The organism is Nocardioides daeguensis (assembly GCF_019192965.1).
GTDB classification, from domain to species: domain Bacteria; phylum Actinomycetota; class Actinomycetes; order Propionibacteriales; family Nocardioidaceae; genus Nocardioides; species Nocardioides daeguensis.
Genome location: NZ_JAHTKU010000017.1, coordinates 39979 through 56762, shown reverse-complemented (window position 1 = coordinate 56762; position 16784 = coordinate 39979). Strand labels below are relative to the sequence as shown.

The window sequence follows — 16784 nt, the reverse complement described above, 5'->3', positions numbered from 1 at the left end:
CGGGCACTCCCGGCACATAGGTGACCAGCCAGAAGTTCCGACCACGAGGTGAATCCATGCAGAGAGAGCGCCGACGCGACCCGTACCCCTGGACCTGGGAGATCCCTGTTGCCGTCGCCCTGGCGACGCTGTTCGTCATCGTCATCGGCATCCAGCTCGGCCGATCGGTCGCGAACCTGCTCGCCGGCGCCGGGTGGACCTGGCCGGACGCCAACGCCGGCGCGTTCCCCTCGCCGATCGGGACCGCCTTCTGGACCAGCCTCCCCGGCGTGCTCGGCGGCCACGCCGACGCCGGCCTGCCCGCTCCCACCCCCGACGGACTGGCTGGTCGTGGCCTGGTGTGGGTCAGCCTCGCGCTCACGGAGGCCGCGCTGCTGACCGCCACGATCTGGGTCGGCGTCTGGGCCTACCAGCGCTGGGGCCCGGGACGCATGCGCGGCATGGCCACCGCCGCCGAGGCCGAGAAGCTCCTGGGCGTCACCCGGCTGCGCAAGGTCGCCGGCATCGTCCGCCCCGACATCTACGGCAAGCACGCCACCGCCACGGCGGCGCCCGTCCTGCGCACCGCCGGCGACCTCACCGAACAACCCGGGCCACAGCTCGGCCACGGGCTCAGCCCGTGGCTGCTGGACGGCCGCCGCACGAAGGAGGAGCGGTGAAGCTGAGGTTCAACCCGCTGGACGTGGGCTGGCGCATCGGCGACGCGCACGAGCCGCGTGGCGGCGAGCTGTGGGTGCCGTGGGACCGCACCGCCGGCGTGATCGGCCCGCAGGGCTCCGGTAAGACCCTCGACCTGCTCACCCCGGCGCTGCTCGGCGCCCCGGGCGCTGCCCTGGTGACTCTGACGAAGGTCGAGGACCTGCTACTCAGCCTGACCGAACGTTCCCGCGACGACCGGCCGTGCGTGGTCCTGGACCCGTTCGGGCTGGCCGAGGGCGTCGTCGACGAGCTGATCTGGGATCCGATCGCCGGCTGTGTCGACCCGAAGGTCGCCGAGCGGCGAGCCAAGGCCTTCACGGCCGGCACGGTCAAGGGTGCGATCACCGGCGGCACCGGTGACGATGCTGCCCGGTTCTACGCCGCGGAGTCCGCGAAGGTGCTGCAGGGCTACTTCCACGCCGCGGCGCTGACCGGGAAGACCCTCGAGGACGTCCTGCAGTGGGTTGCGAACCCGACCGCGGCCACCCAGCCGATGGAGATCCTGCGCCGTCACCCTCACGCCGAGCCGTTCTGGCACGGCCTGCTGCACGGTGCACTCAACGGTGACGACCGCACCGCCGGCAACACCGTCACCACGGTGCAGCAGGCGGTGTCGCTGTTCTTCCAGGCCGACATTCGTCGCCGCTGCGTACCCAGCCCGGGGCACCCGGCCACCGACCTGGCCGATGTCATCCGCCGCCGCGGCACCATCTACCTGCTGGGCCGCGAAGACCCCTACGCCTCGGCCAGCCCGCTCATGACCGCGGTGGCCGAGCACGTCCTGGACACCGGGCTGTTGCTGGCCAACAACTCCCCGTGGGGTGGCCGGCTGTGTCCGCCGCTGGTCTCGGTGCTCGACGAGCTCCCGTCGACCGCGCCGCTGCCTACCTTGCGGACCCGCATGGCCAACGAGCGCGCCCTGGGGCTGTCGTTCATCTGGGCTGCCCAGATCCGGCCCCAGCTGACCAGCATCTTCGGTGAGCACGAGGCCCGGGCGCTGCTCGGCCTCACCAACACCCTGGTCATGTTCGGTGGATCCAAGGACGTCGCCTTCAACCAGGAGATCTCCGACCTCCTCGGCCAGGTCCGGATCGGCCGGCGCACGCACCGCGGAGGTGGCAGCGGTTACGAGGGTGACGACATCGCGATCATGCGGCCGGAGGAGGTCCGCCAGCTCCCCGAGCGGCGTGCCCTGGTGATCGCTGAGAACGGCAAGCCGATCATCGCCAAGCTGCACCGATGCGTGGAGGGCAAGGCCGGCGAGAGGTTGCTGGCCGACCAGCGGGCGCTGCGTGCGCGGTTGACGACCGACCGTCGCATGGTCATCACCCCGGAGGCCCGGGCGACCGCTGCTCTCGTCGAGGCGCGTCGCCTCGGCTTCGTCGACGACGAGACCGAATCGACAAGGAGTGAGCTGTGACGACCGAGCAGGCCCGACGGGCCGCACCCACCCCGATGGTCTACGCGTTCCCCGTGCCGGGGGAGCACGTCCGGCTGGCCTACCGCGAGCTCCACATCGCCATCAACGGCACCGAGGAGCAGAAGAAGGCCCTGGGCAACCACGCCCTGCTGCCCCGGCCGTGGGAGCCGGCCACGTGCCTGGACGCCGAGCTGCGTCACCAGCTGTGGGAGTGGCTCGAGGACGTCGTGATCTGGCTCAACCGCGAGTACACCTGGGACGTCTCCGGACTGATTCCCAGCTGCTGGCCCGTGCACCCGCACCTGGTACACGAGATCGCGGTCCTGGCCGACCAGCGCCGCCGCGCCGGACTCGCGATGACCAGCGACGCCCTCGAGGAGTGGCACCGCTACTGCCTGCCGGCGTTCGCCGACCGCATGCGCAACCGGCTGCGGACCCACTGCGACGACGAGCACAAGAGCTGGCCGGCCAAGCCGCGGCATAACGAGCACCTGGGCGAGGCCAGCACCCAGCGGCGTGAGAACGCCTTCGCCCACGACGTCGACGCGCTGCCCGTCAACCGACGGGCCTACGAGCAGCCCGAGCCGACTGGTCGACCACGCCTGGTCGAGGTCGACCTGGACACCGGCGAGATCAAGGAAGACCCGCTCGGTGCGCAGCCGCGCACCCGAACTGAGAAGGGACCATGCGAATGAGCGAGGCGACGATGCAGATGAAGGAGCGGTCGGAGGCCATCGGGCGCGCACAGCGCGCTCTCAAGGCCCTCGGCGAGCACCCACGCTCGAGCAAGAAGGAACTCGGGCACGCGCGCGAGCACCTCAACGCCTGCTACTCCCACGGCTCCGGCGAGTACGTGTGGAACGCCGTTGCGCAGGTCGAGGCGATGGCCGAGCGACGCTACGGCGTCCCCAGCACCGAGGAGCACCGCCGGCTGGTCGACGCAGCCGGCGACCTCGAGGAGCCTGCTACAGCCGCCCGGGGCCGCGAGGCCCAGGACCGTGCCGTCGCGCCGGCGACATCGTCGGCACCCGATGTGGGACTCGCGCCCACCGCGTCGAGATGACGCCGAAGGCCCCGCTCGAAGCGCGAATCGGGCTCAGAACGCCGCTGAGCGACCGGAAACCGGGTCTGATGAGCGCCGTGGAGCGGCCGCGTTGTGTCAGAACGATTCTGAGCGGGCTCGCCATCGCAGCCAGCAAGGCGTAGACCATGTCCGGCACGGTGGCCTACGCACTCCTGATCGTCGTGGCGATCGCCTACCTGGGCGGCGCGGTCCTGGTGGTCGCGGCGCTGGCCAAGGTCATGGCCACCTGGTCGCAGGGCTGGCGCACCCGCCGTGCCGCCGAGCCGGTCGACCAGGCGCTGCAAGAGCGGGCCGCGGCAGCGATGGCGGCCGTCGCGGAGCGCGCGAACGCGGCAGCGCCCGCCACCGACGTCGTCGCGATCCTCGGTGCGCCCACCGGTGCCGCCGACCGTGGCGTGGGTGACGGCGGGCTGGCCGTGACCCGCTTCCGCGCAGGACACACGGCCACCGTGGTGTTCGCGCAGGTCGCACTCACCGGGCTCAGCTGCGCCGCAGTGCAGAGCCTGGCTGCTCACGAGCTCGCTCACGTCATCCGACGGGCTCGGACCTCGGCCGCGGCGCGCTACGCGTGGGTGCTCGGCTACCTGGCGCTCGTGCTCGCCGGCGCCGGCCTCACTGTCACCGCGGTCGTGGCCGCACCGCAGCTGGCAGGGCCCGCGATGCTGGCCACGATGACTGCCGCCGTGGCGTTCCTGGCGTTGCGCGTCGCTTTCGATCGCCGAGAGGAGATCGCGGCCGACCTGTTCGCCGTCGATCTGATGCGCGACCTGGACGCGGCAGCCGAGTTGATGCGGTTCTACGAGGACAACGTCGTCCGCCAACTACCCGAAGGTGTGCTCGGCCGCGTGTGGGCACGCCTTGAGCGGCGCTGGTTCGCCAGCCACCCTGAGCCGCGGGCGCGGCTCGCCGCCATGCAGCGCCACTTGGCCAGCGAGGCAACCGACAGGTAGTCGCCGACAGGCTCGGCGTCCCGTATGAGGGGGGCATTTCCAGCCGAGGGCGTCAGCCCCGGTCGGTCAGCTCGAGGGTAAGCCCAAGCGCTCGGGCGATCTTGCTGATGGTGGCGGTAGTGACGTCGCTGTCCGCTTCGACCCGTGCGATCGTCGGGCGTGAGAGCCCGGCGGCCTGCCCGAGCTCCTGCTGCGACCACCCGCGCTTCTTGCGGGCCTCCCGGATGATCTCGCCGAATAGCGGGCGGACGGGCTCATCGGCGCTCATGACTGCGATCCGTTCGACTCGCCCCCGGCAGATCCGCCGTGGTGGCGGGAGTGCAACGCATCCGCCGCAATGTTCGAGATCTCGGCGATGAACGCCGGGTCGGTCATGTAGGACTGGATCTCCTGCGACTCCTGGCAGGTCTTCAGCACGGCCAGGCCGACGGCGTTGCTGAAGCCCTGGGACGCCTTCAACTGGGCCACGGTGTTGTTCTTCGCCATGGCCACGGCCTCCTCGTTGGCATCCAGGAATCCCCAGAAGGTTGTGATGAAGCCCGCGACGCTGCCGGGATTCACCTCGACGCCCTTGGCCTTGAACATCTCGTTGACCCGCTCGATGGCCTCGTCCAGCGGGCCCTTGACGGGCGCGGCCGATCCTCTGCGCTCGCCTTCGAACTCGGGGAGCTTGATCCCGTCTGTGCTGCCCTGGGCCAGCGAGTGATCCTCGTTGATCGCCGACGGCACGAGCTTCACGCCAGACAGCTGGACGCCCTCGAGGTAGCTGTCGTCGCCCTCGTTCCCGTCGACATGCAGGTTGCGCGCGAGCAGCGTCGCCAGGATCGCCCTGCGGTGCAGCTCGGGGTCCTGGTAGTCGACGATCTGGCTCAGGAACTGCCAGGCGTTGCGGTAGGCGAGCACGTCGGCGCGGAACTGCTCGAGCGCCTCGCGCTTGACCTTGTCCTTCGACAGCCGGGCCTCGCGCCACTGCGTCGTCCAGTTGTGCTTCACCGGCGCGAGCGCTTTGGCGATGGCCTCGCCGCCGGCATCGGCTAGGAACGCGTCGGCGACCGCGGTCATGTCGCCCTGGCCGTAAAGCCCGGCCGCGTCCATGCGCTCGCCGAGCGTGTACAGCGCGTTCGGGTCGACGTCGCCGTCGACGTGGGCGTCGGAGTAGTAGAGCTGGAAGTCCTTCTGGACGCTGGCCGGGGTGTTGCGGAAGTCGACCACCATCGGCGCTGTCTTGCCCGGGTGGATCCGGTTTAGCCGCGACAGCGTCTGCACCGTGGCGACGCCGGTCAGTTTCTTGTCGACGTACATCGCCATGAGCCGCGGCTCATCGAAGCCGGTCTGGAACTTGTTCGCGACGATGAGGACCTTGTAGACCCCCTCCTCCCGGAACGCCCGGGCGACGTCGCTGTGGCCGTTCACCGAGATCTCGGTGACGTCCTCGCCGGACTCGTCCTTCAGCGTCCCGGAGAACGCCACGAGGGTGCTCATGTCGTCGTAGCCCTTGGACGCGATGTAGTCGTCAATCTTCCGCGACCAGTTCAGCGCCTCCATCCGCGAGCTCGTGACGACCATGGCCTTGGCCTGGCCGCCGAGCATCCCCATGACGTTGCGCCGGAAGTGTTCGACGACGACGACCACCTTCTGCGCGATGGCGGTCGGGTGCAGTACCGCGAACCTGACGATCCTTGAGACGGCCTCGCCGGTGTTGACCTGGATCTCCTCGCCCTCGCCGCCCTCGAGCGTGTTCTTCACCCGCAGGAACATGTCGTAGGTCGAGTAGTTGGTCAGCACGTCGAGGATGAAGCCCTCCTCGATCGCCTGGGCCATCGTGTAGGTGTCGAAAGCCTCCCAGCGCCCGTCCCGCTCGGTGCCGAACAGTCGCAGGGTCTTCGCCTTCGGCGTGGCCGTCAGCGCCACGAAGGTGATGTTGCTCGACGCCGCGATCGCCGAGTCCTTGGCGGCCAGCAGGTCGTCGGCGCTGATGTCCTCGTCGTCGTCCAGCTCGACGTCGGCCAGGAGCTCCTTCAGCTGTCGCGCGGCCGACCCGGACTGCGACGAGTGGGCCTCGTCGGCCACAACCGCCCAGCGGCGGCCCCGCAGCTCCTCGGTGTCCTCGATCAGCTTCATGACCTCGGGGAAGGTCTGCAGCGTGCAGGTGACGATGTGGTCGCCGTCCAGGAGCGCCTTCTTGAGTTGCGGCGACTTCGCCTGCGACTTCTTCTCCCCAACCGTCACCACCAGGCCCTGGCTGGACTGGACGAGGTTCATGTCGTGGCGGATGTTCTCGTCGAGCACGGTGCGGTCGGTGACGACGATGACCGAGTCGAAGGTCGACTTCGAGTCGGCACTCATGTGCCGAATCAACCGGTGGCTCAGCCACGCGATCGTCTTGGTCTTACCCGAGCCGGCAGAGTGCCAGACCAGGTAGCGCCGCCCGGTGCCGTGGGCCTCGATGTCGGCGACGATGCGCTCGACCGCGCGCAGCTGGTGGAATCGCGGGAAGACGAGGCGGCCCCCGTCCTTCTTGCCTGTCTTGCTCGGCTCGAACAGCGCGAAGTCCTTGAGGATGCGCATGAACATTGGCCGGGCGAGGATCTCGCGCCACAGGTAGTTCGTCGACGAGCCCGTCGCCGAAGGCGGGTTGCCCTCGTGGCCGTCGTTGCCCTGGTTGAAGGGCAGGAAGACCGTGTCGCCTCCCTCGAGCTTGGTGGTCATGTAGACGAGGTCGTTGGACACCGCGAAGTGCACGAGCGCCCGTCCCGGTGTCAGCAGCGGACGGTTCTTGCCGGGCTTGCGGTCCTCGCGGTACTGCCGGATCGCGTGCCGCACCGTCTGCGTGTTGTCGGTCTTGAGCTCCAGCGTCACCACCGGGATGCCGTTGGCGGTGAGGACGACGTCGATCGTGTCGTTGCTGGTCGTGTCGAACCGGACCTGGCGCAGGATCCGCAGCCGCACGGCATCCGCGGCCTCGACGACCTCGGTGAGGTTCGGGTTGGCTGGCGGGAACTCCATCATCGGGCCGAACTTGGCGGCGGGGCGGCCAACCTGGGCGTAGGCGAAGCCCTTGCGCAGCACGCCGAGCAGACCGCCGACGGGGTGACCCGTCGTGGCGTCCATCTTGGTCGCCTTCGCCAGCTCCTTGGTGACGTGCAGTAGCAGCTTCTTCTCGGCGTCGGTCTTCTGGCCGTTGACTAGATCCGCCGGCACGGCCTTTTCGTACTCGTCGGGGTACTGGGTGCTGAGCCAGTGCAGGACGTCCTCGGGCACCATCGCAAGGCCGACGTCCCAGCCGGTCGGCTTGCCGTCGTCCTCGTACAGCCAGCCGCGCTCCGACAGCTCTGTGCAGAGGTTGGTCTCGAACTCGAGTTCCATCAACTGTGCGTGGCTCACGCGACTTCCTTCCGTCCGGTCACGACGTCAATGAGGAACGCGGATGAGCGCTCGATGAGGACCTCCCGCAACCGCGCCACCTTCGCGAGCATGTCGTCGACACGCCTCGCGACTTCATCGAGGTGATCAGCGATGCGTCGCTGCTCACCCATGGGCGGCACGGGCATGGGCATCATGTCGAGCGTCGTCTTCGTGACCCGCTGGGCATTCGGGCGTACGCCGGTTCCGATGCTGCCGAAGTAGTCGACGTAGCGAGGGCTGCGGAGAAGGTGGTGGACATAGCGCGGGTAGAACCGAGGCGAGATCCAGAAGGCCTTGTAGTCCGGGCTGATGTAGCCGGTGAGTGACGAGACGCCGAGACCGCCGTGGTTCAGCCACATCATGTTGGCGGCCAACTGGTCCGGCCGAACAACCCGATAATTGGACACGTCCGACGACGCCTGCTGGCCGTCGGTTCGATTGTTGATCTCGACGCCCCGGTACTCCGAGATCGAGAGCAGCGGCCCCGGCGGGCTGTCGCCATTTCGCTCCGTGCTCTCCATGAAATCGTGTCCGAACTTCGTACGATTCCAGTGGTCAGGGATGCCGGACAACGGGGAGTGAGCATCTTCTGCGTGCCCCGGATGGCCCTCCGCGAGCCCGAAGATCAAGGCCGTATCCGTCGACCGCTGCCGGAGGACTTCGGCGAGCTCGTCGAGCTTCTTGACCATCCTCTCGGCTTCGTTCAGTCGCTCAGCGATGCGATGCTGGACTTCCAGCGGCGGCAACGGCACCCGGATGCGGGACATGCGGGTGAAGTTCGTGGACCACAGGTCGTCGACAATCCCAGTGCCCCAGCGGAAGAACTCGTCCTGGAACGCCGTGCTGCGCAGCAGGTGGTGCCCGTACTCCGCTAGCAGGAGACCTGGTTTGGGCGTCATGACCGTGTAGACCGGGGAAACGGCGCCATCCAGTCGAGACAGCCCAGAAGCCCCTCGGCGGTCTGAACGGGAGTTGATGACCAGGTCGCCGGCGCGCACCAGTTTGCGCTCTCCCTCGGCCTGGGTCTTCGCGACTCCAGCGAGCTGCGGCGTCACCCCGAGCTTGCCCACCGACAGCGGCGGGAAGTCGGTTTCACTGACCTTCTCGGTGCGCTCGACGACGATCGACCCGAAGGGCACGAGCGGGAACGTCGACGCCTCGAGCGGCGACTCATGGACGGCCTGCGCGGTCATTGGTCGCTCACTGCGCTGAACATTTCGCTGAGCTCACTCATGAGCTTCTCCACCTCCGCGTCAATCTCACTCAGAGGTCGGGGCTCGGTGGGAACGTAGAAGATTCGGGTGAACGGGATTTCGTTGCCGCGCTTGGCCTTGCTCGCATCCCACATCGCGTCGGGGGAGAACGGGAGTACCTCGTGCTTCATGTGCTCCGCCAGATCTTCGCTAAGCGGAACGCGCTCCGTCATCTTCCAACCGCTGGCCGGGACCGGTTGACCCTTTCGGTCGATCGCTAGGGGTGCGGCCTCGTCGGGCACCGCCATCGCCTTCATGACGGCGTCGACGAGCCCGACCGGGCTCTTCAGGCCGGCGGCCTTCGCCGCCGTGGCGAAGGTTGTGGGCAGGTCGTTCCACGGCGTGCCGTCGAGCTGTTTGAGGAGATCGACGTGCTCGGCGGTTGAGTCCTTGCGGCTACGAAGAGCTTCCACGACGTCTTCGGTGAAGCAGGCGGCGAGTCGGGCCTGCCTGACGACCGGAACGTCCTGGAACATGAAGTCCTCGGGCGTCATAACCCGGGAGATGGTCGGGTCTGCGTGCTCGAACGCCTGATAGGCCTCGACGATCGTCTTGCGATGATCGCGCCGTAGCTCGCGCCGCTTCTCGCCCATCGGCCTCCGCAGGAGCGCCCATTGTCCAGAGCCGTCGATCAGCTGGACCTTGCCCACGCGCTCTTGGTCCTTGTTCGTGTCGAGAATCCACACGTAGGTCGGGATGCCGGTGCCGTAGAACATGTGCGGCGGAAGAGCGATGATCGCGTCGATCAGGTCCTCCTCGAGCAGCCACTGCCGGATGGCGGTCGGTCCGTTGTCGCCGTTGAACAGCGGCGAGGCGTTCGAGACCACCGCGGCGCGGCCGCCCTGTCCGTTTCGTGACGCGGGGGTGAGCTTCGAGGCGCAGTGGGCTAGGAACAGCATCTGGCCATCCGTGGTGCTCGGCAGGCCGTGGCTGAACCGGGAGCCCGGCACCTTGGCCTGGTCGCGCACGGACTTCTCGTCGGCCGACCAGTCGGTTCCGAACGGCGGGTTCGACAGGACGTAGTCGAAGGTCTGTCCCTCGTAGAGGTCTTCGACCAGCGTGTTGCCCTGCTTGATCGCGTCCGGCCTCCCGCCCTGGATCAGCAGGTCGGCCTTGCCGAGGCCGAACGCCGAAGGCATCAACTCCTGGCCGTACAGCGTGACGTCGATCTTGTCGTTCATCCGCCGCAGGGCCTCCTGCGCGACGAGCAGCATGCCGCCGGATCCGGCGGTGGGGTCGTAGATCGAGCGGAGCGCGCTGTCGCCGGCGAGCGTCTCATCGTCGTTGGTGATCAGGATGTCAACCATCAGCTTGATCGCGTCGCGGGGCGTGTAGAAGTTGCCGGCTGCCTTCCCCTTCTTGTTGAAGGCGCGGTACATGACGTCCTCGAAGACGTCGCCCATCGCGGTGTTCGGCAGGCTGCCCGGCGACAGGTCCAGCACCGAGAAGTGTTTGACGACGGCGTGGAGGCGGTTCGAGTCGGCGAGGATCTTCGCGCGACGGTTGAAGTCGAAGGCGACCCAGATGTCCGCGATGTTGTTGGAGAAGCCGTCGATGTAGGACTTCAGCGACTTCGCGACGTTGTCGTCGACCGAGGCGATCGTCCTCAGGTCAAGGGGCGAGACGTTGTAGAAGCTGAGGTCGAACCGGTCCTTGACCGCGATGTCGATGAGGTGCGGCGGCATCTCTCCCAGCGACGCGACGAACTTGGTGACCTCGTCCTTGGTGTCGGCCAGCATGCACTCGAGCCTGCGCAGCACGGTGAACGGCAGGATGAAGTCGCCGTAGTCCTCCTCGTCGACGACGTTGCGCAGGAACTTGTCCGCGGTGTCCCAGACGATACGTGCCGTCGTGGTCGTCGATGCCGCCGGTTTTGCCATGCTCAACTGTTCCTCGATTCCGCGCTCGTGTATCAGGAACATTACACAGATCGATGTATCAGGAACGTGGCATTTCGGAGATCCTTCGGGCACCTTTGATTTTCGGCGACCAAGGCCACTGACCGCCGCTTGGGCAGCCGGGCCATCAGCGCCGAGGAGTGCCGCGGCTCGGCGGCCGCGGACTGTTGATGTCCTGCCGGTCGCGCGCTGCTCCCGGCGCCGTGGTCGGCGCCGGCGTGCCCTCGCCGGTGTCGATCGGGATCTCGAGACGGGAGACGATCCGGTACCGCAGATCGCGGGCGGGACTATCACCCAGAGGCTTCTCGGTGACGATCGCACGGGTGGCGGCACCGACGTCGTGACCCTGCTCGTGGGCCTGCTGCAGCATCGCTGCGGTGGCCGGCCAGTCGCCCTGCTCGAGCAGGCGCGGGTCGAGCTCGCGGGCCAGCGGCGCCCACCGCTCGGCCGGGCTCTGCTCGGCCGCGGCCGCGAGCCGTGCGCGGACGTCGCTGCTCTTGTGCAGCTCGGCCAGAGCCGCCTTCCGCGGGTCGGCATCCCACGTCTTGACCGCGTCGCGCAGGTCGCGGCGGGCCTGCATTTGGGAGAGCTGCAGCCGAGCCCGCACCTGGTTCACGCCCGGCTCCCAAGCGCGGCTGGGACGGGCCGACAGGATCCGCATGGCGGCCACCCTCGCCTGCTCGGGGGCGAGGTTGTCGAGCCGCTCGGTGAGCAGATGGTCTCCCAGCGATCGGAAGGCCGGCTGGCCGCTGGCCACCGCGGCGGTGAGCGCGGCCGGCCCGCGCTGGGCCAGCAGGTCGGCAGGGTCCAGGCCGTCAGGGAACCGGGCGAAGCCGGGGTCCAGTCCGTGCGGAGTGAGCATCCAGAAGTCGCGCTCGGCCGCGACCTGGCCAGCCAAGTCGGCGTCGGTGGCCACGATCGGGTCACGCCCAATGGAGGCCAGCTGGGCGGCCTGCTCGTCGGTCAGCGACGTGCCCAGCGGGGCCACGCCGACGTAGAGGCCGGCGCTGGCGATCGTCACGGCCACTGCGTCCATCGGGCCCTCGACGATCACCGGGACGGCACCCTCGGCGAGCAGCTCGTCGACGACGCCGAACAGCTGCGCGCCCTTGTGGAACAGCGGGGTGTCGGCGGTGTTGAGGTACTTCGGTCCGGCCTTGTCTGCGTCGGTGAGGTCGGGTCGGCGGCGGCCGACGAAGCCGAGCACCTCGCCCTGATGGATCACGGGGAACATCACCCGGTCACGGAACCGGTCGATCAGACGGCCGGTGCTGGCCTCGGTCGCCACCCCGGTGGCCAGCATCTCGGCATCGCTGACGCCGCGGCCGCGCAGGTGGTCGACCAGGTTGGTCCACCCCGCCGGCGCCTGCCCGGGACGGAACCGCTCGTCGCCGGCGAGGTCGACCCCGAACCGGCCGGTGAGGTAGTCGCGACCCCACGAGTCGGCGAACCGGGCCTCGAAGAACGCCTGCGCCATGTCGTTGATCTCGACCATTCGCTCACGCGAGACGGGGGAGGACTGCCACTCCTCGGCCCGCTGGTACATGAGCCGGATGTCGGCCTCGGTGGGCTCCAGACGGGTGCCGCCCAGATCGCGGAGGTAGGCCGCCAGCGTGAGGTCGGGTTCGACGTACTGATCCTCGTCGGCCGCCTCGAGCGCGTTGACCAGGTGCTCGTCGTACTGGCCCTCGTCGACCGGCTCGTGCTCCGGGCCGGGGTCCTCCGTCAGCGGCCACGGGACGTCGTCGGGGTGGTCGACGAGCGCAGCCGGGTCGGGATCCACGCCCTCCCACAGGTCGGCCGGCGGCTCATCGAAGTGGACCTCGTGCCCGTGCTCGTCAGGGGCAGTCTCCAGCGCGATCGAGGTCCGCCAGACCAGCGCCTGGCACTCGTCGACGCCCTCCCAGCCGTCGCTCGGCATCGCCCGCCCGGCACCCAGCAGGGCGTCGACCTGCCAGCCGCGCTGAACGCCGTGGTCCACGTTGGAGACAAGAGCGGGCCACCAGGTGCTGGCCTGGATGCTCGCGGCGCGCTCGGGACCGAACAACTCCACGAGGCGCGGAGTCCACTCGGTGGTGACGCTCTCGCCGTGGGAACCGTCACCGATCTGGGCGGCGACGGCCGGGGTCAGCTGACGGGCCATGCGCCACCACACGGCCGCCGCGGCGTGCTCGTCGGGCAGCGGGCCGGCCGGGTGGTCGGCGGCAGTGGCGGTGCGCAGCAGTTCGTGGGCGGTGACGCCGGCGCGCGACATCGCGGCCAGCCGCTCGGCCAAGAGCGGGGTGAACTCGTCGTCGCGGACCTGCGGGGCCAGCGAGTAGAGCAGCTGGCGCCATTCCTTGAGCGCCGGCGTGTGATCGCCAGTGACGGCCCGGTTGAGGCGCCGCTGGTAGGTGGAGGAGATCTTCTGCAGCTGCGGAGCTCCGGTCGGTCGCCGGTCGTCGACGGGTACCTGCATGGCTGCGCGCCAAACCTCGACGTCGGCCACCGTGGCAGCCTCGGGACGGATGCCGTTCTGCGCCCACACCGGCAGCGCACCCTTGTCGGCCTGCTCGGTCGCGCGGGTGCTCACCTGGTCGGCGAGCTCGGTGACCAGGTGAGCACGCTGGGCGAGGTAGGCACCCCAGTGCGGGTCCTCGGCGAGGCGGGCCGGGACCGCGGGCATCCAGGGCAGCGGGCCGGCACCGGCGTTGCGTAGCCCGGAGGCGTCCAGGCGCCAGTCCAGGACCGCGGCGCGGTCGTGCGCGGTCTCCAGCTCGCGGTCGCCGGCGGCGGCCCGGAGCGCGTCGACGGGGTTCTCTCCGGCGGCGCCGAGCAACAGCAGGTGGGCCCGCAGGGTCGGCCACGCCGCCTCCTCCGAGAGCCCCGGGACGAGCGTCTCGACGGCGCTGTCGAGCGCGTCGACCACGTTGAGCGTCGTCCCGTCGGCCGCGGTGATGGTCTCGTGGCGCAGCAGGTCCTCGGCGGCGACGTAGAGGCTGTCGAGGTAGCGCTGGGCGGCCTCGCCCAGCCTGGTGGCCGGGTCGGCCTGCTCGCGGATCAGGCTCGTCGCGGACCGCTGGGCGTCGTCGCGGGCCAGCATCGACTCGAGGATGTCGGTGGGGGTGAGCGGCCGAACCAGCGTCGGATGGATCACCGAGTGCGGGTCACCGTCGCCCACGACCTCGAGGTAGACGTGGTTGGCGTGCGCGCCGCGGGTCATCATCGTGTAGAGCTGCTGACGCGACTCGGCGCCGGTGGCCAGGCCGTGCATCGTGTCGGCGGTGACGCCCTGGGCCGTGTGCACGGTGCACGCGTAGCCGAGCTCGGTGGAGCGGGCGACGTAGTCGGCCGGCAGCCGCACGGTGCGGCCGTGCTGGGTGTGCTGGACGGTCAGGTCGCCACCATCGTGGATCTCCAGGACGGTCCAGCGATCGCCGTTCTTCACCCAGTCGGTGGCCGAGGTGCGCAGCCGGCGGTCGTTCTCACGGGTGATGATCAGCTCGCCGATCGAGGCCTCGTTTCCGTCGCCCAGCCGGCGCACCGGGCCGCTGGCGGCAACGTCGGCCGGGTCGATCCCGTCGAGCCGGTGCGCGCGGGCCTGCTGGTTCAGCTCGCTGACCAGGTCGCGGGTCGGGGCGAGCATGATCGAGTCGAGCCCGGCGGCGCGGTCGGCCTGCCAGGCGGCGAAGACGTCCTCGGTCATGGTGGCCAGGTCGCCGACGTGGACCCGGTCGCGGTCGAGGTAGAAGCCGAGCGCCTCTGCCTTGCCCTCACGCAGCGCGAGTGAGGCGGCGCCCTCGGCGGGGTCCTTGAACCGGACGAGCTCGGTCAGCTGCAGCGCCCCGTGGGTGGCGCGGATGTCGCGCAGCACGCCGCCGGCGCCGATCGCGGAGAGCTGCTGGTCGTCGCCGATCAGCCGAACGCTGCCGCCACGCTCGAGGATGTAGGACACCGCAGCATCCAGGGAGAGGGTGTCGGCCATGCCGGCCTCGTCGATGACCACGAGCGTGGAGGAGTCGATGCCGGCAACCCACGCGGGAATCGCGGCTCCGGTCTCTCGGGCCTGCTCGAGGGAGTGGGTGAGCTTGGCCAGGGTGTCGGTCTGGGTGTCGATCTGCGAGCGCAGCGCGTCCGCGGCCGCGGCCGACGGTGCGAGGCCGATGATCGTGCCGCCGCCGTCCGCCCACGCGCTGGCGAGCGCCCGCATCGCGGTGGTCTTGCCCGATCCGGCGGGCGCGATCGCCAACTGGAGCCGTGCCCCGGAGGTGGCCATCTCCTTGACGAGGGTGGCCTGACCGGCGTTTAGGGTGATGCCGTTGGCGGTCGACTCGAGCAGCGCCAGGTCGACCGAGGATTCCTCGACGGCGTAGCCGTCGTGGCGGCCGGCGGCCGCGACCAGGCGCTTCTCGGCGCCCAGCACCTTGCTCGAGGTGAACAGCTCGGCGCCGCTTTGGGTGTAGACCGAGGCGCCGTCGGCTCGGCGCAGCTCGGCCGGCTCGCTGATGGTGTCCCACGGGCGGGCCATGCTCACCGAGCGTCCGTCGAGGACCTCGCTGACCAGCAGGTCGACCACCTGGGAGACCTGGTTGGTCGGCACGTGGGCGCCCCGGACCTGCCGCTGGGCCTCGGCGTAGACGTGCCAGTACTGCCACGTGCTGCGGCCGCCCTCCATCGTCGCCACGATGCGATCGGTGGTCTTGGCGAACCACGCGGAGTCGGCCAGGGACCGGGCCGCTGCCTTCGGGTTGAGGGCGCCGTGGACCATCTGCTTGACCCGCTGCGGGGCGCCGAGGACCTCGACGGCCTCGCGGTGCCACGCCTCGCGCTGCTCGGCCAGCGAGCGCGGCTCGTGCTTGGCCTCGCGGGTCTCCAGCGTCGCCTGCTGGGACAGCTGGATCGTCTCCACCGGCGTCGGCGGCCGCCCGTGGGTGGCCTGGAACGCGGCCGCGAGGACCTTGCGGCGGTCCTCGACGCTGGCGCGGCGCTTGGAGAACCGGCGGTTCAGCTCGGGGTCGACGCCGACGATCTCGCGCACCGGCCGCTTGCGGGCGTCCTCGTTCGGGCGCTCCTCGAAACGCATGCCGAGGGCGTCGACCAGGTGCCGCTCGAGCGCGGTGTTGTAGGTCTCCGAGGCCGAGACAACTGCCTTGTGCAGCGGCCGGCCGTCGATCGCCAGCCACTTGCCGTCGAGGGTCTGGACCTTGTTGGCCACCGCGACGTGGGTGTGCAGGTCGGGGTCGCCGGCACGGGAGTCGCGGTGGGTGAACGCGGTGGCGACCAGGCCGCGGACGTCGACCTGGCGCACGCCGTTGGTGCCGCGGCGGGTGAACAGCGCCTTGGACTCGATGAAGTCCAGGGCGTCCTTGATCGCCGCCTGGTGGGACCGCTCGATCACCGCGGCGGTCTTCGGGTCGGAGATCGCCCACAGCACCGAGACGCTCTTGACCGGCGAGAAGGTCAGGTCGTAGCCGGCCACCGCGTTGGTCTTGGGGCGGGAGTGCTTGGCGATCGTGGCGGCCAGCTCGCGGGCGTCGGCGGGTTCCCGGCCGTGCTCGGCACGGAAGAACTCAGCCGCGACCTCGGTGCGGACCTTGGCCCGATCGGCCGCGGGGACCGGCCAGTCGCCCGGCAGGCCGGCGGCCTCGTTGAGGGCGGCGATGCGCTTGGCGACCTCGATCCGGAACGGGCTGATGTCGTTCTCATAGACCTTGTACGGCGTGCCGAGCTGGCGGGCGGTCTTGTAGTCCGCCTCGGTCGGCCGGTCGACTCCCTCGCGGCCGATGCGTAGGTCCAGATCCTTGGTCCGCTGCGTGGCCAGCGGGTGGTGACCGGAGCCGAACAGGCTCTGCATGTGGTCGGCGGTGACGATGTCGCCGGCGTCGAGGCCCTCCAGGCCCTCCATGCCCGAGCCGACCCACACCCCGGGGGTTTCGCCCTTCTCGGTGTAGTAGCTCGCCAGCCCGGTGTGGCCCTTGTCGGTGGCGTCCAGCGCTGCGACCTGGCGGGTCAGGTAGTCGTACCCGGACCCCGCCGTCAGCTTGTGGAGGCTCATCGTCACGGTCCCCTACGTGCGCGCGGGCGCGCGGTGCGATC

At 69.6% G+C, this 16784-nt stretch carries 10 protein-coding genes; 5 read left to right on the top strand and 5 right to left on the bottom strand.

The genetic code is table 11. The annotated features are described in order from the left end of the window. Positions 1-56: 56 nt before the first annotated feature. From KU893_RS13925 to KU893_RS13905, 5 genes are all read left to right on the top strand, one after another. Positions 57-659: a hypothetical protein gene (locus tag KU893_RS13925; RefSeq protein WP_218234975.1), complete on the top strand. Its 603-nt coding sequence runs from the start codon at positions 57-59 to the stop codon at positions 657-659. After that, complete coding sequence (locus KU893_RS13920; RefSeq protein WP_257441184.1) at positions 656-2119, top strand: type IV secretory system conjugative DNA transfer family protein; 1464 nt, start codon at positions 656-658, stop codon at positions 2117-2119. The genes KU893_RS13925 and KU893_RS13920 overlap by 4 nt, the downstream gene beginning before the upstream one ends. Further along, entirely contained in the window at positions 2116-2814 is a 699-nt protein-coding gene (locus KU893_RS13915; protein ID WP_257441182.1) for a hypothetical protein, read from the top strand. The genes KU893_RS13920 and KU893_RS13915 overlap by 4 nt, the downstream gene beginning before the upstream one ends. Then, positions 2811-3182 carry a hypothetical protein gene (locus KU893_RS13910; protein ID WP_218234973.1) on the top strand — a complete coding sequence of 124 codons (372 nt, stop codon included), beginning with the start codon at positions 2811-2813 and terminating at the stop codon, positions 3180-3182. The genes KU893_RS13915 and KU893_RS13910 overlap by 4 nt, the downstream gene beginning before the upstream one ends. Positions 3183-3328: 146 nt before the next feature. Next, positions 3329-4153 (top strand): M48 family metalloprotease, encoded by an 825-nt coding sequence (locus KU893_RS13905; protein ID WP_218234972.1) that lies wholly within the window; start codon positions 3329-3331, stop codon positions 4151-4153. A 52-nt stretch (positions 4154-4205) separates the two neighbouring features. Here KU893_RS13905 and KU893_RS13900 read toward each other — a convergent pair whose 3' ends face one another. The 5 genes from KU893_RS13900 to mobF all read right to left on the bottom strand — a co-directional run bounded on the left by KU893_RS13900 (position 4206) and on the right by mobF (position 16743). Continuing rightward, positions 4206-4421, bottom strand: coding sequence for a helix-turn-helix transcriptional regulator (locus tag KU893_RS13900; RefSeq protein WP_218234971.1), 216 nt, complete (start codon positions 4419-4421; stop codon positions 4206-4208). Continuing rightward, positions 4418-7537 carry a type I restriction endonuclease subunit R gene (locus tag KU893_RS13895; protein WP_218234970.1) on the bottom strand — a complete coding sequence of 1040 codons (3120 nt, stop codon included), beginning with the start codon at positions 7535-7537 and terminating at the stop codon, positions 4418-4420. The genes KU893_RS13900 and KU893_RS13895 overlap by 4 nt, the downstream gene beginning before the upstream one ends. After that, a complete protein-coding gene (locus KU893_RS13890) occupies positions 7534-8751 on the bottom strand; it encodes a restriction endonuclease subunit S domain-containing protein (RefSeq protein WP_218234969.1) in 1218 nt (405 codons plus the stop codon). The genes KU893_RS13895 and KU893_RS13890 overlap by 4 nt, the downstream gene beginning before the upstream one ends. Beyond that, positions 8748-10691 carry a type I restriction-modification system subunit M gene (locus tag KU893_RS13885; RefSeq protein ID WP_218234968.1) on the bottom strand — a complete coding sequence of 648 codons (1944 nt, stop codon included), beginning with the start codon at positions 10689-10691 and terminating at the stop codon, positions 8748-8750. The genes KU893_RS13890 and KU893_RS13885 overlap by 4 nt, the downstream gene beginning before the upstream one ends. 145 nt (positions 10692-10836) lie before the next feature. After that, entirely contained in the window at positions 10837-16743 is a 5907-nt protein-coding gene (gene mobF, locus KU893_RS13880) for a MobF family relaxase (protein WP_218234967.1), read from the bottom strand. Positions 16744-16784 lie beyond the last annotated feature (41 nt).

Excerpts from the sequence above, each read along its gene's own strand:
- KU893_RS13925 (WP_218234975.1), top strand. The coding sequence starts at position 57 with ATGCAGAGAGAGCGCCGACGCGACCCGTACCCCTGGACCTGGGAGATC.
- KU893_RS13910 (WP_218234973.1), top strand. The coding sequence starts at position 2,811 with ATGAGCGAGGCGACGATGCAGATGAAGGAGCGGTCGGAGGCCATCGGG.
- KU893_RS13885 (WP_218234968.1), bottom strand. The coding sequence starts at position 10,691 with ATGGCAAAACCGGCGGCATCGACGACCACGACGGCACGTATCGTCTGG.
- KU893_RS13900 (WP_218234971.1), bottom strand. The coding sequence starts at position 4,421 with ATGAGCGCCGATGAGCCCGTCCGCCCGCTATTCGGCGAGATCATCCGG.
- mobF (WP_218234967.1), bottom strand. The coding sequence starts at position 16,743 with ATGAGCCTCCACAAGCTGACGGCGGGGTCCGGGTACGACTACCTGACC.
- KU893_RS13890 (WP_218234969.1), bottom strand. The coding sequence starts at position 8,751 with ATGACCGCGCAGGCCGTCCATGAGTCGCCGCTCGAGGCGTCGACGTTC.
- KU893_RS13905 (WP_218234972.1), top strand. The coding sequence starts at position 3,329 with ATGTCCGGCACGGTGGCCTACGCACTCCTGATCGTCGTGGCGATCGCC.